A 24391-nucleotide genomic window follows, 5' to 3' on the forward strand; every position below is an offset into this window, starting at 1 on the left:
CCGGACCAGTACTCTGTCATGTGAAATGTCACACATCACGACCTGGGAGGATGCCGTGATCGAGGACCTGTGGGCCGCCGAACCCCCGGCCCCGCTGCCCGCGGCCGACGGGCTGTTCAGCGTCTCGGCGGGCGCGGCGCACCTGAACCACGGCTCGTTCGGTGCGGTGCCCGTCCCGGTGCAGCGGGTGCAGGAGGAGCTGCGCACTGAGCACGAGCTCGACCCGGACGGCTTCTTCGCCGACCTGCCGGCCCGGATCGCGGCGGCCCGGATCCGGATCGCCGCCGACCTGGCGGCCGACCCGGACCGGCTCGCCCTGGTCTCCAACGTCACCGAGGCGGTCGCGATCGCCCTGGACACCGTCGCGCTCCGGCCCGGCGACCGGATCCTGGTCACCGACCACGGCTACGGCGCGGTGACCGGGGCGGCGGCCCGCCGGGCCGCCGAGACCGGCGCCGAACTGGTCGTGGCCGAGGTGCCGCTGGACGCCCCGGACGAGCGGGCCGTGCGGGAGGCCGTGCTCGCCGCCGTCGACGAGCGGGTCACCGTCGCCGTGCTCGACCAGCTCACCTCGCCGACCGCCCGGCTGGTGGCCGGTCCGGCCCTGCTCGCCGAGCTGCGCGCGCGCGGTGTCACCACCGTCGTGGACGGCGCCCACGCGCCCGGCATGCTGCCCGCCCCGGCCGACCCGCACGCCGACTTCTGGTTCGGCAACCTGCACAAGTGGGCCTTCGCCCCGCGCGCCACCGGGGTGCTCGCCGTGGCGCCGGACTGGACGGAGCGGGTGCGCCCGCTCGCCCTGTCCTGGGAGCACGACAAGGGCTTCCCCGGCAACGTCGAATGGCGCGGCACCTGCGACTACACACCGTGGCTGGCCGCCCCGGCCGGCTTCGACCTGCTGCGCTCGCTCGACGCCGCCGCGGTGGCCGCGCACAACACCGCGCTCGCCGCGTACGGCCAGCGGGTGCTCGCCGAGCGGGCCGGCCTGCCGCCGCTGCCCGGCACGCCCGGGGTGTGGATGCGGGCCGTCCGGCTGCCGGCCGGCCGCTGCGAGACGGAGCAGGAGGCGAAGGCGCTGATGGCCGAGGTGTGGCGGCGGCTGGCCACCCGGATCGCGGTGCGCCCGTGGGCCGGCGGCGGGGTGCTGCGGGTCAGTGCACAGCTGTACAACCGGCCGGGGGAGTACGAGCGGCTGGCCGAGGGGCTGGCCGGGCTGCTGAAGGGCTGAGCGGGCGGGGCGGGCCGGGCGGGCCGGGCCCCGTCGGGCCCGCGCCGCCGTCCGGCCTCCTACCCGGCGGCCTGCCCGGCACCCAACTGGGCTTCCCGGTCGGCACCCTGCTCGGTGCCCGGCCCGTCGGCCCGGTCGGCGCCGGCCCGCAGTTCGGCGAGCAGCAGGTTCTGGTCCGCGAGCAGCCCGGTGAGGATCCGCCGGGCCGCTCGCAGCAGGTCGGCCACGTCGCCGCCGGCCAGTGCGTACACCACGGTGCTGCCCTCCCGGGTGGCGGTGACGATGCCGGACCGGCGCAGCACCGCGAGCTGCTGGGAGAGGCTGGACGGTTCGACCGCCAGCTCGGCCAGCAGGTCGCGCACCGGTGTCGGGCCGGCCTGGAGCAGTTCCAGCACCCGGATCCGGACGGGATGGCCGAGCATCCGGAAGAACTCGGCCTTGGCCTGGTAAAGCGCTACCGCCACGAGGCCCCCCTTCCCTGGTGTCGGCCCGCTCAGATCTCCAGCGCGACTTCGATCCGCTTGAGCTGGTGGCGGGCCATCGCCAGGTTGGAGCGGGTGCGGTTGAGGGCGAGGAACAGGAAGAGGCCGCGGCCGCTGGGCGTGGTGATCGGCCGGACCATGTGGTACTGGTTCGTGAGGCTGATCAGGATGTCCTCGATGTCGTTGTCGTGCAGGTTGAGCATCTCCATGGCCCGCATCTTGGCCCGGACCACGTCGGTGTTCCCGGCGGCGGCGACGTTGAGGTCGAGCTCCCCGCCGTCGCCGAGGCTGCCGAGCGCCATGCCGCTGCCGTAGTCGACCAGCGCGACGCCGATCGCGCCGTCGATCGCCATGGCCTCCTTGAGGGACGTCTCCAGGTTCGCCATCGTCGGTGTCCTCCCGTGAGTAGGTGGCGGTGAGCCCGCTGTGAGACCGAAGGTAAGCAGGACCGCTCGGGTTCCACCGCGAATGATCGGAGACGTTCGAAGCTGGTCGGACTCTGATCACTTGAAGACATTTGCAACTATGGATCTGAGAGAGATCTGATCTCGCAGCTCGGAAAAACGGTGCTATCGATGTCAGTGCCGCCGGGTAACCTCTCGCTGAGATGCGAGATCACACCAACCACACCCGGACGGCGATGAACACCCCTGAGCCCGAGCCCCACGACGACCGGGAGCTCAGCCCCGCCGAGGCGTACGCGGCCAGCCGCCGCCGGGCCAAGGAGCAGGCCTCCGCCCTCCACGGCTTCCGGCAGCTGTACGACTTCCCGCTGGACGACTTCCAGGTGGAGGCCTGCGAGGCGCTGGAGGCCGGCTCCGGCGTGCTGGTCGCCGCCCCCACCGGCTCGGGGAAGACCATCGTCGGCGAGTTCGCCGTCCACCTGGCCCTCCAGGCCGGCCGCAAGTGCTTCTACACCACGCCGATCAAGGCGCTGTCGAACCAGAAGTACGGTGACCTCGTCAAGCGCTACGGCGCCGCCAAGGTCGGCCTGCTCACCGGCGACAACACCGTCAACGGCGACGCCCCCGTGGTGGTCATGACCACCGAGGTGCTCCGCAACATGCTCTACGCGGGCTCCAGCACCCTCGACGGCCTCGGCTACGTCGTCATGGACGAGGTCCACTACCTCGCCGACCGCTTCCGCGGCGCCGTCTGGGAGGAGGTCATCATCCACCTCCCCGAGTCGGTCACCCTCGTCTCGCTCTCCGCGACCGTCTCCAACGCCGAGGAGTTCGGCGACTGGCTGGACACCGTCCGCGGCGGCACCAGGGTCATCGTCTCCGAGACCCGTCCGGTGCCGCTGTGGCAGCACGTGATGGCCGGGAACCGGATGTACGACCTGTTCGCCGACCCGGACCGCGACGGCCGCCCCAAGGCCGGCCCGCGCAACCCCGGCAAGCTGGTCAACCCCGAGCTCGTCCGGCTCGCCCGCTCCGAGCTCGACCGCAACCCGCGCGACCGCTTCGGCCGCGGCCGGGGCCGCAGCATGCCCAACGGGCGCCCCGGCCGGGTCTGGACCCCGGGCCGGGTGGACGTCATCGACCGGCTCGACGCCGAGGGCCTGCTCCCCGCGATCACCTTCATCTTCAGCCGGGCCGGCTGCGAGGCCGCCGTCCAGCAGTGCCTCAGCTCCGGCCTGCGGCTCAACAAGGACGGCGACCGCGCCAGGGTCCGGGCCATCGTCGAGGAGCGCTGCGCCGACATCCCCGACGAGGACCTGCACGTCCTCGGCTACTTCGAGTGGCTGGACGGCCTGGAGCGCGGCATCGCCGCCCACCACGCCGGGATGCTGCCGCGGTTCAAGGAGGTCGTCGAGGAGCTGTTCGTGAAGGGCCTGGTCAAGGCCGTCTTCGCGACCGAGACGCTGGCCCTCGGCATCAACATGCCCGCCCGCTCGGTGGTCATGGAGAAGCTCGTCAAGTGGAACGGCGAGACCCACGCCGACGTCACCCCCGGCGAGTACACCCAGCTCACCGGCCGGGCCGGGCGGCGCGGCATCGACATCGAGGGCCACGCCGTGGTGCTCTGGCAGCGCGGCCTCGACCCGGAGGCGCTGGCCGGGCTCGCCGGCACCCGCACCTACCCGCTCAAGTCCAGCTTCCGGCCCTCCTACAACATGGCCGTCAACCTGGTCTCCCAGTTCGGCCGGCACCGCTCGCGCGAACTGCTCGAGACCTCCTTCGCCCAGTTCCAGGCGGACCGCTCGGTGGTCGGCATCGCCCGCCAGGTCCAGCGCAACGAGGAGGGCCTGGACGGCTACCGGGCGTCGATGACCTGCCACCTCGGCGACTTCGACGCGTACATGGACCTGCGCCGCCGGCTCAAGGACCGCGAGAACGAGCTCGCCCGCGAGGGCAGCAGCCAGCGCCGCGCCGCCGCCGTCGAGTCCATCGAGCGGCTCAAGCCGGGCGACGTCATCCACGTCCCCACCGGCAAGTTCGCCGGTCTGGCGCTGGTCCTCGACCCGGGCCTGCCGCCGGTCGACCGCTCCGGCCGGGGCGGTTCGCGCCACCCCGACTTCCAGGACGGACCGCGCCCGGTGGTGCTCACGGCCGAGCGGCAGGTCAAGCGCCTCGCCATGATCGACTTCCCGCACCCCGTCGTCGCCGTCGAGCGGGTGCGCATCCCGAAGTCCTTCAACCCGCGCAGCCCGCAGTCCCGCCGGGACCTCGCCTCCGCGCTGCGCACCAAGGCCGGCCACCTGGAGCCCGAGCGGTTCCGCCGCGGCCGGGCCGTCGCCGCCGACGACCCGGAGATCACCCGGCTGCGCACCGAGCTGCGCCAGCACCCCTGCCACGGCTGCGACGAGCGCGAGGACCACGCCCGCTGGGCCGAGCGCTACCACCGGCTGCACCGGGACACCGAGCTGCTGGAGCGCCGGATGCGCTCCCGCACCCACACCATCGCCCGTACCTTCGACCGGGTCTGCGGACTGCTCGCCGACCTCGGCTACCTGCAGGGCGACGCCGTCACCGAGGACGGCAAGCGGCTCGGCCGGCTCTACGGCGAGCTCGACCTGCTCGCCTCCGAGTGCATCCGCGAGGGCGTCTGGAGCGGCCTGGCCGCCGCCGAGCTCGCCGCCTGCGCCTCCGCGCTCGTCTACGAGGCCCGGCAGGCCGACGACGCCGGCGCCCCCCGGGTGCCGGAGGGCGCCGCCAAGGAGGCGCTCGGCCAGATGGTCCGGATCTGGGGCCACCTCGACGCCCTGGAGGAGCAGCACCGGATCAACACCGCCGAGGGCGTCGGCCAGCGCGAGCCCGACCTCGGCTTCGCCTGGGCCGCCTACCGCTGGGCCCTCGGCCACAGCCTGGACCAGGTCCTGCGGGACGCCGACATGCCGGCCGGCGACTTCGTGCGCTGGACGAAGCAGCTGATCGACGTCCTCGGCCAGATCCAGGACGCGGCGGGCGAGGACGTCGAGCTCCGCAGGACGGCCCGCAAGGCCGTCGACGGCCTCCGCCGCGGCATCATCGCCTACTCCTCGGTGGGCTGAGCCGCACCGGGGAGCGCGAGGGGCCCGCACGGATCGCTCCGTGCGGGCCCCTCGCGTCCGCGTCGCGCGGTCAGCGGGCGGCCAGGGCCTCCAGGACGCGGTCCAGGGAGGTGCCGAGGCCCCAGCGGGTGGAGAGCTCCTCCAGGGTCATCGGGTCCAGCGGCTCGTGCGGGAGGGCCGGGTCGAAGGCGGGGAGCGGGGCGTCCTCGGCGACCCGGACCACCGTGGGGGCGACGTCGAGGTAGCCGGCGCCCTCGACGATGTTGCGGCGGCGGGCCGGGGTGAGCTTCGAGCCGACGTCGAGGGCGGCGGCCCGGATGGCGGCGAGGTCGCCGTACTCGTTGATCAGCTGGGCGGCGGTCTTCTCGCCGATGCCCTTGACGCCGGGCAGGCCGTCGGACGGATCCCCGCGCAGGGCCGCCATGTCGGCGTACTGCGCGCCCCGCACGCCGTACTTCCCCACCAGCAGGGCGTCGTCGGTGACCTGCAGGTTGCCCATCCCCTTGACGGGATAGAGCACGGTGATCCGCCGGGCGTCGTCGACCAGTTGGAAGAGGTCGCGGTCCCCGGTGACGATCTGCACCGGGCCCGTCGCGCGGGCGGTGAGGGTGCCGATCACGTCGTCGGCCTCGTAACCGGGGGAGCCGACCCGGGCGATGCCGAGCGCGTCCAGCACCTGCTCGATCACCGGGACCTGCGGGGCGAGGGTGTCCGGCACCTCCTCCTCGCCGTCCTGGGCCGCCTCGGCGACCCGGTGGGTCTTGTACGAGGGGACGAGGTCGACCCGCCACTGCGGGCGCCAGTCGGCGTCCATGCAGGCGACCAGCTGGTCGGGGCGGTGGTCGTGGACCAGCCGGGCGATGAAGTCCAGCAGGCCGCGGACGGCGTTGACCGGCTCACCCTGCGGGGAGCGCAGGGTGTCCGGTACGCCGAAGTAGGCCCGGAAGTACAGGCTGGCGGAGTCGAGCAGCATCAGTCGGGGTGCGGTCACGCGTCAGATCATGCCGTACGGGGGCGACGGCGGGCGGTCTTCAGTGCTCGTGCGGGCCGGCGCGGTGGACCGGGCCGTGCGCGTCCGCGCAGTGCTCGGCCGACAGCTCGCCCGGGGCGGCGATCTGCAGCAGCGCGCCCGCCTCGTCCTCGCCGACGTGGTCGACCTGGAGCGTGCTGTGGGTGATGCCGTACTCGTCGGCCAGCCGCCGCTGCAGGGCGCGTCGCACGGCGTGGCAGTCGCCGCCCGGGGTGACCAGGATGTGCGCCGACAGGGCCGGCTGGTTGGAGGTGATCTCCCAGATGTGCAGGTCGTGGATCTCCTCGACCAGCGGCTGGGCGACCATCCGGTCGGCGACGGTGTCCGGGTCGATCCCGGCCGGGGCGGCCTCCAGGAAGATCCGGCCGGAGTCCCGGACCAGGCCCACGCCGGCCTTGAGCATCAGCGCGACCACGATCAGCGAGGCGATCGCGTCGGCCCGGACGAAACCGGTGGTCAGCATGACCACACCGGCGATGGCGGTGGCGACGAACGCGTAGAGGTCGGTGAGCACGTGCTGGAAGGCGCCCTCGACGTTCAGCGAGCTGCGGTTGGCCTTGGACATGCACCAGGTGGCGGCCAGGTTGACCACGATCCCGACCAGCGCGGTGATCAGGACCAGGGAGCCGGTGACCTCCGGCGGTTCGAGCAGGCGGGTGATCGCCTCGTAGCCCAGCCAGGCCGAGAGCACCAGCAGGGTCACGCCGTTGGCCTGCGCGGAGAGGATCTCGGCCCGCTTGAGCCCGTAGGTGTAGCCGCCGCGGGCCGGACGGGCGGACAGCCGCATCGCGACCAGGGCGAGGACGATCGAGGCGGCGTCGGTGAGCATGTGCGCGGCGTCGGAGATCAGGGCCAGCGACTGCGCGGCGAAGCCCACCACGACCTCGCCGGCCATGAAGACGACGATCAGGGCGAGTGCGCTGATCAACCAGCGGCGGTCGGCGTCGGCGGCGACGGCGTGCGAGTGGCCGCCGTGGCCGTGGCCGTGGCCGTGACCGCCGTGGCCGTGGGAGTGCTTGTGGTCATGCGCATGATCGTCGAGGGAGTGCTCGTGCCCGGCCATCGAAGTCCTCTCTGGACGCACGGGTGGGAGGAGACGGGCCGCGATCGCCCCGCACCCGAAGTGAACCCCAGATCGGACAAAGATCCAAAGGTTGTACTGGTGACCGTTGTCGTTGCCGTTCAGGGTGCTCCACCGGGCGGGGGAACCGGCCGCTAGAGCAGCACCGCCGCGTCCAGGTGGGCCGCGGTCGCGGCCTGGACGAGGGCCTGCATCACCCGCAGGTCCTCGCCCTGTTCCGGGTGCCACTGGACACCCAGGGTGAACCCGGGGCCCTCCACCGCCTCCACCGTGCCGTCCGGTGCGTGCGCGCCGACCCGCAGGCCGTCGCCGAGCCGGTCGACGGCCTGGTGGTGGAAGGTCGGCACCTCCAACTCGCTCTCCGGCAGCAGCCCGCCGAGCAGCGTGCCGGGCACCGGCCGCACCAGGTGGGTGCCGTACCGGCCGGGCGTCCCCGCGTGGACGTCCACCGCCACGACGTCGGGCAGGTGCTGCACGAGCGTCCCGCCGCAGACCACGTTGAGCACCTGCATGCCGCGGCAGATCCCGAGCAGCGGCATCCCCGCGGCCAGGGCGGCCCGCAGCAGCGCGACCTCCCAGCGGTCGCGCTCGGGCGAGTCCACCTCGGTCCGCGGGTGGGCGGGTTGCCCGTAGTAGGCGGGGTCGACGTCGGGCCCGCCGGCGATGACCAGTGCGTCGAGCCGGGCCAGCACCTCGGGGGCGCGCTCGGGGGCGTCGGGCGGCAGGAGGACGGCGATCCCGCCGGAGTCCTGGACGAACGCGGTGTACCGCTCGGGCACGAGGGCCACCCGGCGGTCGCGCCAGTCGCTCCAACTCGCGCCGACCACGTAGGTGCTGACGCCGATGAAAGGCCTGCGATCCATGGCGGGCATTCTCCTCCCGCACCGTTCGTTCCCCCGTCAACCACGCGTATCGGCGCGCCACACCCGCCCGCCCTCTTCCGCGCCGTCCGCCGTAGGCCGTACGGTTCGCTGTGACCGTGTGATCTCGAAGCGTGATCGAGGAGGAGGGTTCCGTCATGTCCGAGAACGGCGCCGCGGGCGCTCCGGCCCGTCCGCCGCTGACCCTGGACGAACTGCGCACGCTGGTGGACACGGGCGAGGTGCACACCGTCGCGCTCGCCTTCACCGACATGCAGGGCCGGCTGCAGGGCAAACGGTTCGCCGCCCGCTTCTTCCTGGACGAGGTCGTGGAGCACGGCGCCGAGGCCTGCGACTACCTGCTGGCCGTGGACGTGGACCTGAACACCGTGGACGGCTACGCCTTCTCCTCCTGGGCCACCGGCTACGGCGACTTCGCGATGCGCCCCGACCTCGCCACCCTGCGGCTGACCCCCTGGCAGCCGGGCACCGCGCAGGTCACCGCCGACCTGGCCCGGCACGGCGGCCACGCGGTGGACGCGGCCCCGCGCCAGATGCTGCGCCGCCAGATCGCGCGGCTGGCCGAGTACGGGCTGGCGGCCGACATCGGCACCGAGTTGGAGTTCCTGGTGTTCCGGGACACCTACGAGCAGGCCTGGCTCGGCGGCTACCGCGGCCTGACGCCCGCGAACCTCTACAACGTGGACTACTCGATGCTGGGGACGGCCCGGGTCGAGCCGCTGCTGTCCCGGATCCGCACCGAGATGGCCGGCGCGGGCCTGGTGGTGGAGTCGGCGAAGGGCGAGTGCAACCTCGGCCAGCACGAGATCGCCTTCCGCTACGCGGACGCGCTGACCACCTGCGACCAGCACAGCGTCTACAAGACCGGCGCCAAGGAGATCGCGGCGCAGCAGGGTTGCGCGCTCACCTTCATGGCCAAGTACGACGAGCGCGAGGGCAACAGCTGCCACATCCACCTGTCGCTGCGCGACGCGGTCGGCGCGCCGGCCTTCGCGGACCGAGACGGCCGGATGACCGACACCATGCGGCACTTCCTGGCCGGCCAGTTGACGGCGCTGCGCGAGTTCAGCCTGCTGTACGCGCCGAACATCAACTCCTACAAGCGGTACCGGCCGGGCTCGTTCGCGCCGACGGCGGTGGCCTGGGGCCGGGACAACCGGACCTGCGCGTACCGGGTGGTGGGCCACGGCCCGGGCCTGCGGATGGAGAACCGGGTGCCGGGCGGCGACGTCAACCCGTACCTGGCGGTGGCGGGGATGATCGCGGCGGGCCTGGACGGGCTGCAGCGGAAGCTGGAGCTGCCGGCGCCGTGCCTGGGCAACGCCTACGCGGTGGAGGAGTACGCCCGGGTGCCCGGTTCGCTGCGCGAGGCGGCCCGGTTGTGGGCGCAGAGCGAACTGGCCCGGACGGCCTTCGGGGACGACGTGGTCGACCACTACCTGAACATGGCCAGGGTCGAGCAGAGCGCGTACGACGGCTCCGTCACCGACTGGGAGCGCTACCGGTCCTTCGAGCGCCTGTGAGGCGGGCCGGCGCGCGCCCGGCCGGGGACGTCGTCATCCAGAGCGAGGAGTGGGAAGCCCGATGACCGAGAAGCACGCCGCGGTGTGCCGCCGGCTGGTCGGCCGGACCGCCGTGATCACCGGGGCGGGCAGCGGGATCGGCCTGGCGGCCGCCCGCCGGCTCGCCTCCGAGGGCGCGAAGGTGGTCTGCGCCGACCTGGACGAGGAGTCCGGCCGGGCGGCGGCCGCGGAGGTCGGCGGCCTGTTCGTGCACACCGACGTCACCGACCCGTCCATGGTGGAGGCGCTGTTCGACGAGGCGTACGAGACGTACGGGAGCGTCGACGTCGCCTTCAACAACGCGGGCGTCTCGCCGCCCGAGGACGACTCGATCCTGACCACCGGCCTGGACGCCTGGCGGAGGGTGCAGGAGGTCAACCTGACCTCGGTGTACCTGTGCTGCCGGGCGGTGCTGCCGTACATGCGCCGGCACGGGCGGGGCTCGATCATCAACACGGCCAGCTTCGTGGCGCGGATGGGGGCGGCGACCTCGCAGATCTCGTACACCGCCTCCAAGGGCGGGGTGCTGGCGATGTCCCGGGAGCTAGGCGTGCAGTTCGCGCGGGAGGGGATCCGGGTGAACGCGCTGTCGCCGGGGCCGGTGGACACCCCGCTGCTCCGGGAGCTGTTCGCGAAGGACCCGGAACGGGCCGCCCGCCGGCTGGTGCACATCCCGCTCGGCCGGTTCGCCCGGGCGGAGGAGATCGCCGCCGCGGTGGCCTTCCTCGCGAGTGACGACTCGTCGTTCATGACGGCGGGCGAGTTCCTGGTCGACGGCGGGATCTCGGGGGCGTACGTCACGCCGGTGTAGTCGCGGCGCGGAGGCCGGGCCGCTTCTCACCGTAATCTCATCGAAAACCGCCGGAATTCCCTGCATCGCTGATTTCGCGTTTATCCGCGTGCCTTTAGATTCGATGTCGTGAGCGAGCAGATTCCCGCCGGGTGGTACCCGGACCCGAAGGACACCGGCGGCGACCCGAGACCGCAGCGCTGGTGGGACGGCAGGGGCTGGACGGCCAGCACCCGGCCCGCACCCTCGGACGCCCCGGAGCCGGACGCCCCGGCCGCCGGGGCTCCGGGGCCGGAGGCCGCCGAGGAGCCCACGGTGCTGGAGGGCGAGGTGCTGGACAGCGGGCCGACCGTCCGTTACCCGGAACCGCCGCCCTTCGGCGCCGCGTACGGCACCGCCGTGCCGCTGCCCCGCAAGGCCCGCCGCCGCCCCTCCCGGCTGGTGATCGCGACGGCCGTCGCGGCGCTGCTGGGCCTGGGCGCCGGCTCGGGGATCACCTACCTGGCGATGGACGGCCACACCGGTGACCGCCCGCACCGCAGCGCCCGCCCGGCCGCGCCGTACGGCGAGAACGGCCCCTGGGGCGGCCTGCCCGGCCTCGGCGGCAACGGGCGCGGTGACAACGGCGGCGGCAGCAACGACGGCAGTGGCGGCAACGGCGGCGGGAACAACGGCAACAACGGCAGCGGCGGCCAGGGGAACGGCGGCCAGGGGAACGGCAACGGCCGGACCAGGCCCGGAGCCGGGAACGCGGTCGACGTGGTGAACCGGCTCAGCCTGCCGGTGCCCGCCGGCTGGCAGGCCGGCAACACCCCCGACGGCTACGCCTCGATCATCATCGGCACGTACGACTGCGACGGCGGTACCGGCTCCTGCTCCCTCGGCGGGGTCACCACCGGCCGGATCGCCGGCGGCGGCACGGACGCCCAGGCGGCGGCCAAGACCGACATCGAGAAGGCCGCCAAGGACGCGTACGGCGACATCACCGGCCACCAGGAGCTGAAGTCCGAGGCCGTGAAGGTCAGCGGCCGGGACGGCTACCTGGTCCGCTGGAAGGTGGACGCGCCCAAGGGCAACAACGGCTACGTGCAGACCGTCGTGTTCCCGTCCGCCGACGGCAAGGCGCTCATCTCCGTGCACTTCGGCTTCGACATCGCCGACAAGGCGCCGGACCCGGGCGTGATGGACACCATCGTCAGCGGCATCGCGGACTACCAGGGCAAGCTGCCCTCCCCGCCCGGCGGCGGCATCCCCGGGATGCCCGGTTCCGGCGGGGCCGGGGGCCCGGGCGGCACCGGGGGCACCACCACCTGAGCCACCCGCTCCTCACCCGGCGGCGGCCCGCCCGGAGAGTGCTCCGGGCGGGCCGCCGTGGTCGTTCCGCGGGCCGGGCGGGCGGCGCTCCGCAGGGCGGTGCCGCATGACGGAACCGGACCGGACGGGGGATTGGCCGGTCCGGCTCCGTGTCCGGCGTCAGGAGTCGCGTCGAACAGCCTCGACGCGACGGCGCCGGAGCACCATGCCGGCCCAGCCGACGCCGATCGCGGCGGCGCCGGCCAGCAGCAGCGGACCGGTGGCCGAGGTGCCGACGGCCGCCGAGGCGGTCGGGATCACCGCGCCCGCGGGGGAGTTCGGGTCCCCGCCGTGGCCGTGGTGGGCGACCGTGGACCGGGGCGCGTCGGCCGCGATCTGGGCGTCGCTGGGCGCGGCCGGGGCCTGCGCGGCGAGCGCCGACACGGCCTGGGTGCCGGCCGCGGCGGTGGCGCCGAAGTCGACGTCGGAGCAGCTGTAGAACGCCTCCGGACTGTCGCTGCGCTGCCACACCGTGTAGAGCAGCTGGCGGCCGGTGCGCTGCGGCAGGGTGCCGGCGTAGCTGTAGTAGCCGTCGGTGGCGGTGCGGGTGACCTGCACCTGGGCGACCGGGGTCGGGTCGAGGTCCGACCACTTCAGCGGCTTGGTGGCGTCGTAGCCCGGCTTGGTGATGTAGACGGTCTGGGTGCCGAGGTGCGGCGCGGTGGTGCGGAACTGGAAGGTGAAGGCGCCGGCCTTGACCGGGGTGGCCGGCCAGTCGGTGCGCGGCCAGTCGAGGGCCTTGTACTTGTCGCGGTTGGCCGAGCAGAGCTTGCCGTCCGGGATCAGTGCCTGGTGGTTGCCGGCGGCGTTGGCGATGTTGACCTCGTTCCAGTCGTACAGCGGCTGGGTGCCGCTGGCGGCGACGAGGTCCTTGCAGACCTGGGAGACGGGGTGCTCGGGGCCTTCCGCGTAGCAGGCCGCGATCCGGCTGACCGGGTTGGTCATGGTGCCGTGGGCGCTGGCGGTGCCGGCGGTGGACACGGCCACCGAGAGGACCGCGGCGCCGACCACGCCCACGGACAGGGCGCTTCGCTTGATGGACATGGGGTGGGGACTCCTTGACCGTCGTTCCGGGCGGGTGTGGGGGAGCGGACACGCCTGCCCGTTCGGGGGCGCCGGCCCGGACGGCGGCCCCCGGCCAGAGCGTATGATTGGTCTGGACCAGCTGGCAATAGCCCTGCGTGTCACGCTTTCTGACGGACAGTACGGCCTGGAGCAGTGCAAAGGCCCGACGGATCACCCGGGTTAGGCGATCCATCGGGCCCGCTTAAGACTGCGGAAAGGTCAGCGCTCCAGCTTGTGGATGATGCCGGCCTGGATGACGCTCTCGTTGAAGGTCGAGCCCCCGCTGATCGTGTTGGTGATGTACGTCGCGCCGGGCTCCGGCGCCGGCGCCGGGCTGAACTCGTCAAGGATCGCGCGGAGTTCGGCGACCATGGCCGGATCGTCGGCCAGCAGCCGGCGCAGCTTCGGCTCCCACTCGCCCTGCGCGCTCCGGGCGGCGGCCTCGCCGTCCCCCTCCTGCGCCGCGACCAGGTCGGCCCGGGTCTCCTCCAGCGCCTCGGAGACCGACTCGGCCCGGCGGCCGAACATCGCGGCGACCCTCGGCCTGACCCGGTCCCAGGCCGAGGTGACCATGAGGCCCGCCAGCGCGGTCGCACCCCTCGTCGCAATCTCCGTGATCTCGGCGTCCATGCCGCTCCCCTCGTCGCTGCCCGCGGTGTCGCCACCACGGTAGAGCACGGAACTGACGCGCGGTCAGAGAAAGGCCTTCCCCTCGCCCCGGTAGGTGGGGACGGTCCGCACGACCCGGTCCCCCTCGATCAGGTGCAGCTCCGCGAAGCGCTCGCACAGCTCGCCCGCCTTGGCGTGCCGGAACCACACCCGGTCGCCGATCAGCAGGTCGTCGGCGGCCGCGCCGAGCAGCGGGGTCTGCACCTCGCCGGCGCCCTCCATCGGGTCGTAGCGCAGCCCGTGCGGCAGGTACGGCTCCGGGGAGCGGTCCTGGCCGGCCGCGCCGGACGCCGGGTAGCCGCCGCCGAGCACCGTCACCACGCCGACCCCGGGCCGGCGCACCACGGGCTGGCCGAACAGCGCGGCCGGACGGCCCCGGAAGGAGCGGTAGTTGTCGAACAGCCGGGGCTGGTAGAGCCCGGAGCCGGCGGCCACCTCGGTGACGGCGCGCTCGGCCACCGTGGACTCCACGCTGCCGGTGCCGCCGCCGTTGACGAACTCCAGCTCGGCCACCCGCCGCAGCCGCCGCACCACCGCCGCGCGCCGTTCGGCGAGTTCGGCGCGGGAGCGGTCCTGCATCAGCCGGATCAGCCGGGAGCGCACCGGGCGCCCCGGCAGGCGGTCGCCCACCCCGGCGACGTGCCCCTCGTACGCCATCAGGCCGACCACCCGGAAACCCCGGCGCTGCTGGACGAGTTCGGCGAAGGCGCCGAGGTCCTCGGGGGTGCGCAGCGGGGAGCGCCGGGCGCCGACCCGCACGCGGCCGCCGAGCAGGTGGAGCGCGGTGTCCAGCTCCAGGCAGACCCGCACCTCGGCGTCGCCGCCGCGGGCCTTGTCGATCAGGTCCAGCTGGGCGGGGTCGTCGAGGACGACGGTGACCTCGCGGGCGAGCTCCGGGTCGGCGGTGAGTTCGGCGTAGCCGGACCGGTCGGCGGAGGGGTAGGCGAGCAGGACGTCGCGCACGCCGGTGCGGGCCAGCCAGAGCGACTCGTCGAGGGTGAAGCTCATCACCCCGGCGAAGCCGTCGAGGGCCAGTACCCGGTCCAGCAGGGCCCGGCAGCGCACCGACTTGCTGGCGACCCGGACCGGCTTGCCGGCGGCCCGGCGCACCAGGTCGGCGGCGTTGGCGTCGAAGGCCGCGAGGTCGACGACGGCCACCGGCCCGTCCAGGTGTGCGGTGGCCCGGTCGTACCGGAGGCGGTCGGAGACCGGGGCGGGGGCATCGAGGATGACCATGGGCGCAGGGTGCCACACCGCGCTACCGGTGGGTAGGCCCCGCGTGCAGGGAAATGGGACCGCCCGGGTGCGGTGGCATAGGCTCGGACGGGTGGACCGCAAAGACTTCTCCAACCCGGCGTTCGTCGGCAAGAGCATCCCGAACCCCGGCTTCGGCGAGGACGACGGCACCGCCGACCCGGCCCTCGCCGACGCGCTGGCCCGCTGGTCGCAGGACCGCGCGGCGGAGCCCGCGGTGCTGGCGGCGCTGACCCCCACCCGGCTGATGGTCCCGATCGTCGCCCTGCTCGGCGAGGTCGAGGTCGACGAGCACGGGCACAAGCACGACAAGAGCAGCGACATGGCCGTCCCGGTGCTGGAGGCGCCCGACGGCCGCCGCGCGCTGCCGGCCTTCACCTCGCTGGAGACGATGGCCCGCTGGCGGGCCGACGCCCGGCCGGCGCCGGTGGCGGCCCCGCAGGCGGCGATGGTGGCCTTCTCCGAGCGCGCCGACACCCTGCTGGTCGACCCGGCCGGCCCGGTCCCCTACCGGCTGGAGGGGGCCCGGCTCCGGGCGCTGGCGGAGAACCGCCCCTACCTGCCGCCGGTGCGCGACCCCGAGGTGCGCGAGGCGGTGCGGGCGCTGCTGGCGGCCGAGCCGCAGGTGGTCACCGGGCTGCTGGCGGCCTCCGAGGGCTCGGACGGGGTGCTCGCGGTGGTCCTCGACGCGGCGCTGGACCAGGCGGGCGTGCAGGCGGCCGCGCAGCGCGTCGGCCGGGCGGTGGCCGGGGACCCGCTGCTGCGGGTGCGGCTCGACCGAGGCCTCGACCTGGCGGTGCTGCCGGCGACGGCGCAGCTGCCCGGCGAGCCGCTGTACCGGCGGTAGCGCACCCCGCGCCCTCGTGGACGGAACGGCGAGGACCCGCCCGCTCGGGTGAGCGGGCGGGTCCTCGGCCGGCGGCGTCAGGAGTAGACGGGCCCGGTGAACTTCTCGCCCGGGCCGGCGCCCGGCGCGTCCGGGACGAGCGAGGCCTCGCGGAAGGCCAGCTGCAGCGAGCGCAGGCCGTCCCGCAGCGGGGCCGCGTGGAAGTTGCTGATCTCCGGGGCGCCGGCGGTGACCAGCCCGGCCAGGGCGGTGATCAGCTTGCGCGCCTCGTCGAGGTCCTTGTCCTTCTCGCCGCCCTCGGCCAGGCCGCACTTGACCGCCGCGGCGCTCATCAGGTGCACGGCGACGGTGGTGATCACCTCGACGGCCGGGACCTCGGCGATGTCCCGGGTGAGGTCGTCGAAGCCGATCGCGTCGTCGTCCGCGCCGGGGGTCTGGGTGGGCTCGGTGCTCAAGGGGGGCTCGTTCCGTCGTGGCGTTTGTCCGTACCCCTGGAGCGTACAAGGGCCCGGATCGCGCCCCGGCGGGCAGTGCGGCGGGCGGTGCGGCGGGGCGGAATAGCGTTCGACTCCGCAGCGCTGTATGCTTCGAGACTGACCGGCCGGGATCCCTCAGGGGTGCCTGGCCAGCAAGTGGAGGCTCCACTCAGGAGGCCCGAGAGGGCAACCGCGAAAGTCTCCCACCTGATCGGCCTCGCGGTCGACGGGTCCCGGTCCGCGACGGGCGCCACGGCGCCGAGTCGCCGCAGCGCTCCTCACCAGGGCGCCGCCCCCGGTTGTGTGGAGCCCCGCTTGTACCGAGCGGGGCTTTTTTCGTGTCGCGGTGCACACGGTGCCGAAGGTACCGGGCAGCGCAGCACGAATGAAGCCCCGCCCAGTGGTCGAGTCCACTACGTGCGACCGCCGTCCGACGGCCGCATCGCAGAAGGTGCAACCGAGGAGGCCCCATCAGCACCGAGCCCCGCATCAACGACCGGATTCGCGTTCCGGAGGTGCGACTCGTCGGTCCCAGCGGCGAGCAGGTCGGCATCGTGCCGCTTGCGAAGGCGCTGGAGCTCGCGCAGGAGTACGACCTCGACCTGGTCGAGGTCGCGGCGACCGCCCGGCCGCCGGTGTGCAAGCTCATGGACTACGGCAAGTTCAAGTACGAGTCGGCCATGAAGGCCCGTGAGGCGCGCAAGAACCAGGCGCACACGGTCATCAAGGAGATGAAGCTCCGGCCGAAGATCGACCCGCACGACTATGACACCAAGAAGGGTCACGTCGTCCGGTTCCTCAAGCAGGGCGACAAGGTCAAGATCACGATCATGTTCCGTGGTCGTGAGCAGTCCCGCCCCGAGCTGGGCTTCCGTCTGCTGCAGCGGCTCGCCGACGACGTCCAGGAGCTGGGCTTCGTGGAGTCGTCGCCGAAGCAGGACGGCCGAAACATGATCATGGTTCTCGGCCCGCACAAGAAGAAGACCGAGGCCATGGCCGAGGCCCGCGCCCTCGCCGACGCCCGCAAGGCCGAGCGTCAGGGCCGCACCGTCGGCTCCGACGCCGCCCCCGCGGACGAGGACGACGTGGCGGCGGCCGACGAGGCCGTGACCGAGGCGCAGGACGCCCCGGCCGAGGCGCCGGCCGCCGAGGCCGACGCTCCGGTCGAGCAGCCGGCCGCCCCCCAGGGCGCCTGAGCCCCAGGGCCCAGGCAGTCCGGGGGTCGGCCCCCAGGGTGACGGGGCGTCCCGCCCGGTCACGCAGATCCATCCAGTTCACGCCCGCGTGGTGCAGGCCGCGCGGGCGTGAACGGGACCGACGAGGAGATACGGCGAAATGCCGAAGCAGAAGACGCACAGTGGCGCCAGCAAGCGCTTCAAGATCAGTGGCTCTGGCAAGGTGCTGCGCGAGCGCGCCGGCCGCCGCCACCTCCTGGAGCGCAAGCCCTCGACGCTGACCCGCAAGCTGGCCGGGACGATCGAGATGGCCCCCGCTGACGCCAAGAAGATCAAGAAGCTTCTCGGCAAGTGATCGCCCTCCCGCCCGGCGCGAGCCGTGAGCGGGGCAGCTGATCCTTCCCGACCCATTCGAATGACGGACCACGTGAAGTAGTCCGTGGTCCTACCCAAGGAGTAATCAAGTGGCACGCGTCAAGCGGGCAGTGAACGCCCACAAGAAGCGCCGGGTCATCCTGGAGCGCGCCAGCGGCTACCGGGGCCAGCGCTCGCGCCTGTACCGCAAGGCCAAGGAGCAGGTCACCCACTCGCTGGTCTACAACTTCAACGACCGCAAGAAGCGCAAGGGCGACTTCCGTCAGCTGTGGATCCAGCGCATCAACGCTGCGGCCCGTGCCAACGGCATCACCTACAACCGCTTCGTGCAGGGCCTGAAGGCCGCCAGCGTCGAGATCGACCGCAAGATGCTGGCCGACCTGGCCGTCAACGACCCGGGTGCGTTCGCCTCCCTGGTCGAGGTGGCCCAGAAGGCGCTGCCGGCCGACGTGAACGCCCCCAAGGCCGCCGCCGACGCCGCCTGATCTCCCCGGATCAGTTGAGCTCCGACCGGACCCGCAGGCACTCCTGCGGGTCCGGTTCTGCATTCCCCGCCGCGTTCGCCCGGCGCGGACCCTCAGCGTCACCCGTCACAGAGAACGAGACCATGCCGAGCACCGAGACCCCCCTGCTCACCTCCCTGCGCTCGCCGCGCGTCGTCGCCGCCCGCCGGCTCGCCAAGCGGAACCAGCGCACCAAGGAGCGCCGGTTCCTGGCCGAGGGCCCGCAGGCCGTCCGGGAGGCCGTGGCCTTCGGCCGGCTGCCGGACTCGGCCGACCACGCCGTGGTCGAGGTGTACGTGACCCCGGAGGCCGCCGAGCGGCACGCCGGCATCGTCGAGGAGGCCCTGGCCGAGGGGCTGCCGGTGCTGACCGCCACCGACGAGGTGATCGCCGACATCTGCGACACGGTGACCCCGCAGGGCATCGTGGCGCTCTGCCGCTTCATCGACACGCCGTTCGCCGAGGTGCTCAGGGCCCGCCCGAAGCTGGTCGCCGTGCTCGCCCACGTCCGCGACCCCGGCAACGCGGGCACCGTGCTGCGCACCGCCGACGCGGCCGGCGCGGACGCCGTGGTGCTCACCGACGCCTCCGTGGACCTCTACAACCCCAAGGCCGTCCGGGCCTCCGTCGGCAGCCTGTTCCACCTGCCGGTGGCCGTCGGCGTGCCGATCGAGGAGGCCGTCGCGCAGCTGCGGGCGGCCGGCGTCCGGGTGCTCGCCGCGGACGGTGCGGGGGAGCGCGACCTCGACCAGGAGCTCGACGAGGGCACCCTGGGCGCGCCCGGCGCGTGGGTCTTCGGCAACGAGGCGTGGGGGCTCCCGGAGGAGACCCGCGCGCTCGCCGACGAGGTGGTCCGGGTGCCGATCCACGGGCACGCCGAGAGCCTCAACCTGGCCACCGCCGCGGCCGTCTGCCTGTACGCCTCGGCCCGGGCGCAGCGATCGCCCGGGGGCTGCCGCGCGAACGTCTGACCCGCGCGCCGGGGCGCCGTCCGCCGGACACGCCCCGCGACGCGCCCGGATCACCCCGTTGCAGGCCCTACTGCCGGGGGCTGCGAGGCGCTAGGGTCTGCCTCTGTGGGGGGAACGGCACGGTGGGTAATCGGGGAGGACACCCATGGTCGGCAGCGGGCCAGAGCTCGACCCGGACGACCTGCCGGACGGCCTGGTGGTCGCCGACGCGACGGGCCTGGTGGTCCGCTTCAACCGGGCCGCGGCCCGGCTGACCGGCGTGCTCCCGCGGGCCGCGCTCGGCCGGCCGCTCGATGACGTCCTCCCGCTGGAGGACCTCGACGGCCGCCGCTGGTGGCAGCTGACCGACCCGTACGGCGGCCTGGCCATCCGCACCGGCCAGCCCGAGCGCAACCTGCTGCTGCCCGGCGGCCGGGAGGTGCTGGTCTCCGCCCGCTACGTCCGGCCCGTGCCGCTGGCGCCGCCGGAGCGCCTGGTGATCGCGCTGCGCGGCACCGAGGCCCGGCGCCGCACCGAGCGCAGCCACGCCGAGCTGATCGCCACCGTCGCCCACGAGCTGCGCTCGCCGCTGACCAGCGTCAAGGGCTTCACGGCGACCCTGCTGGCCAAGTGGGAGCGGTTCACCGACGGGCAGAAGCGGCTGATGCTGGAGACCGTCGACGCCGACGCCGACCGGGTCACCCGGCTGATCGCCGAGCTGCTGGACATCTCCCGGATCGACGCCGGGCGGCTGGAGCTGCGCAAGCAGGTCGTCGACCTGGCCGCCGCGGTGCGCCGGCACGTCGAGCGCAAGGTCGCCACCGGCATCCCCGAGGAGCGCTTCGACGTCCGGATCGGCGAGCCGCTGACCGTCCTGTGGGCCGACCCAGACAAGGTCGACCAGGTGCTGGCCAACCTGCTGGAGAACGCGGTCCGGCACGGCGAGGGGACCGTCACGATCGAGGTCGCCCCCGCCAAGGAGGTCGTCGAGGCGCCGGCCTGGGAGCGCTCCGGCACCCCTCCGCGCGTCGTCGAGGGCACCGCGGTGACCGTCAGCGACGAGGGCGGCGGCATCCCCGAGGAGGCCGTGCCGCGGGTCTTCACCCGCTTCTGGCGCGGCTCCAAGCGCGGCGGCACCGGCCTCGGCCTCTACATCGTCAAGGGCATCGTGGAGGCCCACGGCGGCTCCATCCGGGTCGACCGCGCCCCCGGCGGCGGCGCCCGGTTCCGTTTCATCCTGCCCGCAGGGATCCCCGACTTCATGCTGTAGGCCCGCTCCGGACGGGCAGCGCGGCGGTCGCGCTACGCGCTGCGACTACACTCGACCTTTGGCGTTTGCGCCACGCCCTGCGCGGCTGAGCCGCGGACACCCTCCCGTGAGCCCCTCCGGTGAACGGAGACGGCCTGCCCGTGCCCCGGCCCCGCCGGGCGTGCCGCCACGGCGCGCACCCTTACCTGAGCACGGACGAGCAGGAGCACGGGAAAGATAGAGATGTCGGCACCCAACAAGTCGTACGACCCGGTCGAGGTCGAGGCCCTCAAGCCCGAGGTGGTGGAGCAGGCGCGGGACGAGGCCGTCGCCGCCTTCGCCGCCGCCAGCACGCTCGACGAGCTGAAGCAGGCCAAGGTCGCCCACACCGGCGACCGCTCCGCGCTCTCCCTCGCCAACCGCGAGATCGGCGCCCTGCCCCCGCACGCCAAGGCCGCCGCCGGCAAGCTGATCGGCCAGGCCCGCGGCGCCGTCAACCAGGCCCTCGCCCGGCGGCAGGCCGAGCTGGAGGCGGAGCGTGACGCCCGCGTGCTGGTCGAGGAGGCGGTGGACGTCACCCTGCCGTACGACCGCGCCCCGCGCGGCGCCCGGCACCCGCTGACCACGCTGGCCGAGCGCATCGAGGACACCTTCGTCGCGATGGGCTACCAGGTCGCCGAGGGCCCCGAGGTCGAGGCCGAGTGGCTCAACTTCGACGCCCTCAACCTGGGCCCGGACCACCCGGCCCGCTCGATGCAGGACACCTTCTTCGTCCGGGCCCCGGACGGCTCCGCCGACTCCGGCGTGGTGCTGCGCACCCAGACCTCCCCGGTCCAGGCCCGCACCCTGCTGGACCGCGAGCCCCCGGTCTACGTGGTCTGCCCCGGCCGGGTGTACCGCACCGACGAGCTGGACGCCACCCACACCCCGGTGTTCCGCCAGGTCGAGGGCCTCGCCGTGGACGAGGGCATCACCTTCGCCGACCTCAAGGGCACCATCGAGGTGCTCGTCGAGAAGCTCATCGGCGGCGGCCTGGAGCTGCGCTGGCGCCCCTCGTACTTCCCGTTCACCGAGCCGAGCGCCGAGATCGACCTGCAGTGCTTCGTGTGCCGCGGCGAGAGCGTCGGCAACCCGGACCGCCCGTGCCGCACCTGCTCCTCCGAGGGCTGGATCGAGCTCGGCGGCTGCGGCGTCGTCAACCCGCGGGTGCTGGTCGCCTGCGGCGTCGACCCCGACCGCTACAGCGGGTTCGCCTTCGGCCTGGGCCTGGAGCGGATCCTGATGAATCGTCACAACGTCGCCGACATGCGCGACATGGTCGAGGGTGACGTGCGCTTCACCCTTCCGTTCGGGATGGAGATCTGATGCGCGTCCCGCTTTCCTGGCTGCGCGAGTACGTCGACCTGCCGGCCGGCGAGACCGGCCGTGACGTGGCCGAGCGCCTGGTCCGGGCCGGCCTGGAGGTCGAGACCGTCGAGCAGCTCGGCGGCGACCTCAAGGGCCCGCTGGTGGTCGGCGAGGTGCTCTCCATCGAGGAGCTGACCGGCTTCAAGAAGCCGATCCGGCACTGCTTCGTCAACGTCGGCGACGCCAACGGCACCGGCGCGCCGCAGGAGATCGTCTGCGGCGCCAGCAACTTCGCCGTCGGCGACAAGGTCGTCGTGGTCCTCCCGGGCGCCGTGCTGCCCGGCCCCTTCCCGATCGCGGCCCGCCAGACCTACGGCCGGACCTCGGCCGGCATGATCTGCTCCGCGCGCGAGCTCGGCATGGGCGACGACCACAACGGCATCATCGTGCTGCCGCCGGAGTTCGAGCCCGGCACCGACGCGATCGAGCTGCTCCAGCTCGTCGACGAGGTGCTGGACATCGCCGTCACCCCGGACCGCGGCTACTGCCTGTCCATGCGCGGCGTCGCCCGCGAGGCCGCCGCCGCGTACGGGCTGCCGCTGGCCGACCCGGCGCTGCTCGACGTGCCGCCGGCCAACTCCTTCGGCTACCTGGTCAAGGTCAACGACCCGGCTGGCTGCGACCGCTTCGTGGCCCGCACCGTCGTCGGCGTCGACCCGGACGCGGCGTCCCCGATCTGGCTGCAGCGCCGCCTGCAGAAGGCGGGCATCCGGCCGATCTCGCTGACCGTCGACATCACCAACTACGTGATGCTGGAGGTCGGCCAGCCGCTGCACGCCTACGACCGGCAGCGCGTCGACGGCCCGACCACGGTCCGCCGGGCGGAGCAGGGCGAGACCCTCACCACCCTGGACGGGGTCACCCGCAAGCTCGACGCCGAAGACCTGCTGATCTGCGACAACAGCGGCCCGATCGGCCTGGCCGGTGTCATGGGCGGCGCCTCCACCGAGATCCTCGACCCGGCCGCCGGGCCGGGCACCACCGAGGTGATCATCGAGGCCGCGCACTTCGACCCGGTCTCCATCGCCCGCTCGGCCAAGCGGCACAAGCTGCCCTCCGAGGCGTCCAAGCGCTTCGAGCGCGGCGTCGACCCGGAGGCCGCCCGCGCGGCCGCGCAGCGCGCCGTCGACCTGCTGGTCCTGATCGCCGGCGGCACCGCCGAGGCCGGGGTCACCGACATCGCCGCCCCGCACCCGGTGCGCACCATCACCATCGCCGCCGACCTGCCCGACCGGGTCGCCGGCACCGAGTACGGCCGCGAGACCGTCACCCGGCGCCTGCAGGAGATCGGCTGCTCGGTCGCGGGCGCCGACGTCCTCGAGGTCACGCCGCCGACCTGGCGCCCCGACCTCACCGACCCGTACGACCTCGCCGAGGAGGTCATCCGGCTCGAGGGCTACGACAACGTCCCGGCCCGGATGCCCGACGTGCCGCCGGGCAAGGGCCTGACCGAGGCCCAGCGCACCCACCGCCGGATCGGCGTCGCGCTGGCCGGGTCCGGCTACGTCGAGGTCAACAACTACCCGTTCCTCGGCACGGCCGCCTTCGATGCGCTCGGCCTGGAGCCGGACGACCGTCGCCGGCGCACCGTCCAGCTGGTCAACCCGCTGAACGACGAGGAGCCGGCGCTGCGCACCACGCTGCTGCCGGGCCTGCTCGGCGCGCTGCGCCGCAACGTCGGCCGGGGCAACACCGACCTGGCGATCTACGAGACCGGTACCGTCTTCCTGCCGAAGGACGAGCTGACCGTGGCCCCGCGGCCGTCGGTCGAGCGCCGGCCCAGCGACGAGGAGCTGGCCGCGCTCGACGCCGCGCTGCCGGACCAGCCGCGCCGGGTCGCCGCCGCCCTCGCGGGCGAGCGGCTGCCGTCCGGCTGGTGGGGCCAGGGCGCCGGCGCCTCCTGGGCGGACGCCGTCGAGGCGGCCCGCACGGTGGCCCGCGCGGCCGGCGTCGAGCTGACCGTCCGCCAGGGGCAGCAGGCGCCCTGGCACCCGGGCCGCTGCGCCGAGCTGGTCGTCTCGGGCACCGACCGGGTGGTCGGCCACGCCGGCGAGCTGCACCCGCGGGTCGTGAAGGCGCTGGGCCTGCCGGCCCGCACCAGCGCGATGGAGGTCGACATCGACCTGCTCACCGCCGACGGTGCCGTGAAGGTCGACGGGCCGGCCGTCTCCGGGTTCCCGGTGGCCACCCAGGACGTCGCCCTGATCGTCGACACGGCCGTCCCGGCCGCCGAGGTCGAGGCCGCGCTGCGTTCGGGCGCGGGTGAACTGCTGGAGGCCATCCGGCTGTTCGACGTCTTCACCGGCGAGCAGGTCGGCGAGGGCAAGAAGTCGCTGGCGTACGCGCTGCGCTTCCGCGCGGCGGACCGCACGCTGACCGCCGACGAGGCGACCGCCGCCCGCGAGGCGGCCGTCGCCGAGGCCGTCGCCCGCACCGGCGCGGTGCTGCGCGGCGCCTGATCCCGCAGGCCCCGAAGGGCCCCGCCCGGACCGACCGGTCCGCGCGGGGCCCTTCGGCG

General features: G+C 73.8%; 22 protein-coding genes. 13 read left to right on the forward strand and 9 right to left on the reverse strand.

All coding sequences use genetic code 11. The features are described from left to right. Positions 1 to 25 precede the first annotated feature (25 nt). The gene (locus tag ACIA8Q_RS19555; RefSeq protein WP_360208698.1) at positions 26 to 1228 is read left to right on the forward strand and encodes an aminotransferase class V-fold PLP-dependent enzyme; all 1203 of its coding nucleotides are present in this window, start codon (positions 26 to 28) and stop codon (positions 1226 to 1228) included. Positions 1229 to 1287: 59 nt separating this feature from the next. Here ACIA8Q_RS19555 and ACIA8Q_RS19560 read toward each other — a convergent pair whose 3' ends face one another. Both ACIA8Q_RS19560 and ACIA8Q_RS19565 read right to left on the reverse strand, forming a co-directional pair. Further along, positions 1288 to 1692: a metalloregulator ArsR/SmtB family transcription factor gene (locus tag ACIA8Q_RS19560; RefSeq protein ID WP_360208701.1), complete on the reverse strand. Its 405-nt coding sequence runs from the start codon at positions 1690 to 1692 to the stop codon at positions 1288 to 1290. Positions 1693 to 1721: 29 nt separating this feature from the next. Further along, the gene (locus ACIA8Q_RS19565; protein ID WP_360208703.1) at positions 1722 to 2096 is read right to left on the reverse strand and encodes a hypothetical protein; all 375 of its coding nucleotides are present in this window, start codon (positions 2094 to 2096) and stop codon (positions 1722 to 1724) included. A 254-nt stretch (positions 2097 to 2350) separates the two neighbouring features. On the opposite strand from ACIA8Q_RS19565, the gene ACIA8Q_RS19570 reads away from it, so the two are divergent. Further along, the gene (locus tag ACIA8Q_RS19570) at positions 2351 to 5206 is read left to right on the forward strand and encodes a DEAD/DEAH box helicase (protein ID WP_396317502.1); all 2856 of its coding nucleotides are present in this window, start codon (positions 2351 to 2353) and stop codon (positions 5204 to 5206) included. Positions 5207 to 5276: 70 nt separating this feature from the next. Here ACIA8Q_RS19570 and ACIA8Q_RS19575 read toward each other — a convergent pair whose 3' ends face one another. From ACIA8Q_RS19575 to ACIA8Q_RS19585, 3 genes are all read right to left on the reverse strand, one after another. Continuing rightward, positions 5277 to 6179 (reverse strand): 5'-3' exonuclease, encoded by a 903-nt coding sequence (locus ACIA8Q_RS19575; RefSeq protein ID WP_360208936.1) that lies wholly within the window; start codon positions 6177 to 6179, stop codon positions 5277 to 5279. A 58-nt stretch (positions 6180 to 6237) separates the two neighbouring features. After that, on the reverse strand, positions 6238 to 7299 hold the full coding sequence (locus tag ACIA8Q_RS19580; protein WP_360208705.1) for a cation diffusion facilitator family transporter: 1062 nt from the start codon (positions 7297 to 7299) through the stop codon (positions 6238 to 6240). Positions 7300 to 7451: 152 nt separating this feature from the next. Beyond that, positions 7452 to 8180, reverse strand: a complete 729-nt coding sequence (locus ACIA8Q_RS19585; protein ID WP_360208707.1) for a gamma-glutamyl-gamma-aminobutyrate hydrolase family protein — start codon at positions 8178 to 8180, stop codon at positions 7452 to 7454. Positions 8181 to 8335: 155 nt separating this feature from the next. On the opposite strand from ACIA8Q_RS19585, the gene ACIA8Q_RS19590 reads away from it, so the two are divergent. The 3 genes from ACIA8Q_RS19590 (at position 8336) to ACIA8Q_RS19600 (ending at position 11864) form a co-directional block, all read left to right on the forward strand. Continuing rightward, positions 8336 to 9721, forward strand: coding sequence for a glutamine synthetase family protein (locus ACIA8Q_RS19590; RefSeq protein ID WP_360208709.1), 1386 nt, complete (start codon positions 8336 to 8338; stop codon positions 9719 to 9721). A 61-nt stretch (positions 9722 to 9782) separates the two neighbouring features. After that, positions 9783 to 10571 carry a 3-oxoacyl-ACP reductase gene (locus tag ACIA8Q_RS19595; protein ID WP_360208712.1) on the forward strand — a complete coding sequence of 263 codons (789 nt, stop codon included), beginning with the start codon at positions 9783 to 9785 and terminating at the stop codon, positions 10569 to 10571. 108 nt (positions 10572 to 10679) lie between these two features. Continuing rightward, positions 10680 to 11864, forward strand: coding sequence for a DUF2510 domain-containing protein (locus ACIA8Q_RS19600; RefSeq protein ID WP_396317493.1), 1185 nt, complete (start codon positions 10680 to 10682; stop codon positions 11862 to 11864). A gap of 159 nt (positions 11865 to 12023) precedes the next feature. Here the strand turns inward: ACIA8Q_RS19600 and ACIA8Q_RS19605 are convergent, their stop codons facing one another. The 3 genes from ACIA8Q_RS19605 to ACIA8Q_RS19615 all read right to left on the reverse strand — a co-directional run bounded on the left by ACIA8Q_RS19605 (position 12024) and on the right by ACIA8Q_RS19615 (position 14873). Then, positions 12024 to 12947: a lytic polysaccharide monooxygenase gene (locus tag ACIA8Q_RS19605; RefSeq protein ID WP_387905841.1), complete on the reverse strand. Its 924-nt coding sequence runs from the start codon at positions 12945 to 12947 to the stop codon at positions 12024 to 12026. A gap of 240 nt (positions 12948 to 13187) precedes the next feature. Next, a complete protein-coding gene (locus tag ACIA8Q_RS19610) occupies positions 13188 to 13646 on the reverse strand; it encodes a hypothetical protein (RefSeq protein ID WP_396317494.1) in 459 nt (152 codons plus the stop codon). A 15-nt stretch (positions 13647 to 13661) separates the two neighbouring features. Continuing rightward, complete coding sequence (locus ACIA8Q_RS19615; protein WP_360208721.1) at positions 13662 to 14873, reverse strand: alanine racemase; 1212 nt, start codon at positions 14871 to 14873, stop codon at positions 13662 to 13664. Positions 14874 to 14964: 91 nt separating this feature from the next. Here ACIA8Q_RS19615 and ACIA8Q_RS19620 point away from each other — a divergent pair, with 91 nt between their 5' ends. Further along, positions 14965 to 15738 (forward strand): SseB family protein, encoded by a 774-nt coding sequence (locus tag ACIA8Q_RS19620; protein ID WP_360208724.1) that lies wholly within the window; start codon positions 14965 to 14967, stop codon positions 15736 to 15738. 77 nt (positions 15739 to 15815) lie between these two features. On the opposite strand, the gene ACIA8Q_RS19625 is transcribed toward ACIA8Q_RS19620, so the two are convergent. After that, positions 15816 to 16193 carry a DUF1844 domain-containing protein gene (locus ACIA8Q_RS19625; RefSeq protein ID WP_360208727.1) on the reverse strand — a complete coding sequence of 126 codons (378 nt, stop codon included), beginning with the start codon at positions 16191 to 16193 and terminating at the stop codon, positions 15816 to 15818. 491 nt (positions 16194 to 16684) lie between these two features. Between ACIA8Q_RS19625 and infC the strand changes: the two genes are divergently transcribed. The 7 genes from infC to pheT all read left to right on the forward strand — a co-directional run bounded on the left by infC (position 16685) and on the right by pheT (position 24332). Further along, on the forward strand, positions 16685 to 17410 hold the full coding sequence (gene infC / locus ACIA8Q_RS19630) for a translation initiation factor IF-3 (RefSeq protein ID WP_360208938.1): 726 nt from the start codon (positions 16685 to 16687) through the stop codon (positions 17408 to 17410). A gap of 139 nt (positions 17411 to 17549) precedes the next feature. Next, complete coding sequence (rpmI, locus tag ACIA8Q_RS19635; RefSeq protein WP_360208729.1) at positions 17550 to 17744, forward strand: 50S ribosomal protein L35; 195 nt, start codon at positions 17550 to 17552, stop codon at positions 17742 to 17744. A 109-nt stretch (positions 17745 to 17853) separates the two neighbouring features. Next, positions 17854 to 18249 (forward strand): 50S ribosomal protein L20, encoded by a 396-nt coding sequence (gene rplT, locus ACIA8Q_RS19640; protein ID WP_030055649.1) that lies wholly within the window; start codon positions 17854 to 17856, stop codon positions 18247 to 18249. A 122-nt stretch (positions 18250 to 18371) separates the two neighbouring features. Beyond that, complete coding sequence (locus tag ACIA8Q_RS19645) at positions 18372 to 19238, forward strand: RNA methyltransferase (protein ID WP_360208732.1); 867 nt, start codon at positions 18372 to 18374, stop codon at positions 19236 to 19238. A gap of 145 nt (positions 19239 to 19383) precedes the next feature. Further along, on the forward strand, positions 19384 to 20487 hold the full coding sequence (locus ACIA8Q_RS19650; RefSeq protein WP_360208735.1) for an ATP-binding protein: 1104 nt from the start codon (positions 19384 to 19386) through the stop codon (positions 20485 to 20487). A 222-nt stretch (positions 20488 to 20709) separates the two neighbouring features. Beyond that, positions 20710 to 21831: a phenylalanine--tRNA ligase subunit alpha gene (pheS, locus tag ACIA8Q_RS19655; protein WP_360208737.1), complete on the forward strand. Its 1122-nt coding sequence runs from the start codon at positions 20710 to 20712 to the stop codon at positions 21829 to 21831. Continuing rightward, positions 21831 to 24332: a phenylalanine--tRNA ligase subunit beta gene (gene pheT / locus ACIA8Q_RS19660; RefSeq protein ID WP_396317495.1), complete on the forward strand. Its 2502-nt coding sequence runs from the start codon at positions 21831 to 21833 to the stop codon at positions 24330 to 24332. The genes pheS and pheT overlap by 1 nt, the downstream gene beginning before the upstream one ends. The last annotated feature ends 59 nt before the right edge of the window (positions 24333 to 24391 follow it).

Source organism: Kitasatospora sp. NPDC051705, assembly GCF_044453265.1.
Classification (GTDB): domain Bacteria; phylum Actinomycetota; class Actinomycetes; order Streptomycetales; family Streptomycetaceae; genus Kitasatospora.

Bases quoted from the DNA above. Each gene is read 5' to 3' on its own strand.
- ACIA8Q_RS19555 (WP_360208698.1), top strand. From the start codon at position 26: ATGTCACACATCACGACCTGGGAGGATGCCGTGATCGAGGACCTGTGG.
- ACIA8Q_RS19570 (WP_396317502.1), top strand. From the start codon at position 2,351: ATGAACACCCCTGAGCCCGAGCCCCACGACGACCGGGAGCTCAGCCCC.
- rpmI (WP_360208729.1), top strand. From the start codon at position 17,550: ATGCCGAAGCAGAAGACGCACAGTGGCGCCAGCAAGCGCTTCAAGATC.
- ACIA8Q_RS19650 (WP_360208735.1), top strand. From the start codon at position 19,384: ATGGTCGGCAGCGGGCCAGAGCTCGACCCGGACGACCTGCCGGACGGC.
- ACIA8Q_RS19590 (WP_360208709.1), top strand. From the start codon at position 8,336: ATGTCCGAGAACGGCGCCGCGGGCGCTCCGGCCCGTCCGCCGCTGACC.
- pheS (WP_360208737.1), top strand. From the start codon at position 20,710: ATGTCGGCACCCAACAAGTCGTACGACCCGGTCGAGGTCGAGGCCCTC.
- ACIA8Q_RS19585 (WP_360208707.1), bottom strand. From the start codon at position 8,180: ATGGATCGCAGGCCTTTCATCGGCGTCAGCACCTACGTGGTCGGCGCG.
- ACIA8Q_RS19615 (WP_360208721.1), bottom strand. From the start codon at position 14,873: ATGGTCATCCTCGATGCCCCCGCCCCGGTCTCCGACCGCCTCCGGTAC.
- ACIA8Q_RS19565 (WP_360208703.1), bottom strand. From the start codon at position 2,096: ATGGCGAACCTGGAGACGTCCCTCAAGGAGGCCATGGCGATCGACGGC.
- ACIA8Q_RS19595 (WP_360208712.1), top strand. From the start codon at position 9,783: ATGACCGAGAAGCACGCCGCGGTGTGCCGCCGGCTGGTCGGCCGGACC.
- ACIA8Q_RS19580 (WP_360208705.1), bottom strand. From the start codon at position 7,299: ATGGCCGGGCACGAGCACTCCCTCGACGATCATGCGCATGACCACAAG.
- pheT (WP_396317495.1), top strand. From the start codon at position 21,831: ATGCGCGTCCCGCTTTCCTGGCTGCGCGAGTACGTCGACCTGCCGGCC.
- ACIA8Q_RS19645 (WP_360208732.1), top strand. From the start codon at position 18,372: ATGCCGAGCACCGAGACCCCCCTGCTCACCTCCCTGCGCTCGCCGCGC.
- ACIA8Q_RS19575 (WP_360208936.1), bottom strand. From the start codon at position 6,179: ATGCTGCTCGACTCCGCCAGCCTGTACTTCCGGGCCTACTTCGGCGTA.
- ACIA8Q_RS19605 (WP_387905841.1), bottom strand. From the start codon at position 12,947: ATGTCCATCAAGCGAAGCGCCCTGTCCGTGGGCGTGGTCGGCGCCGCG.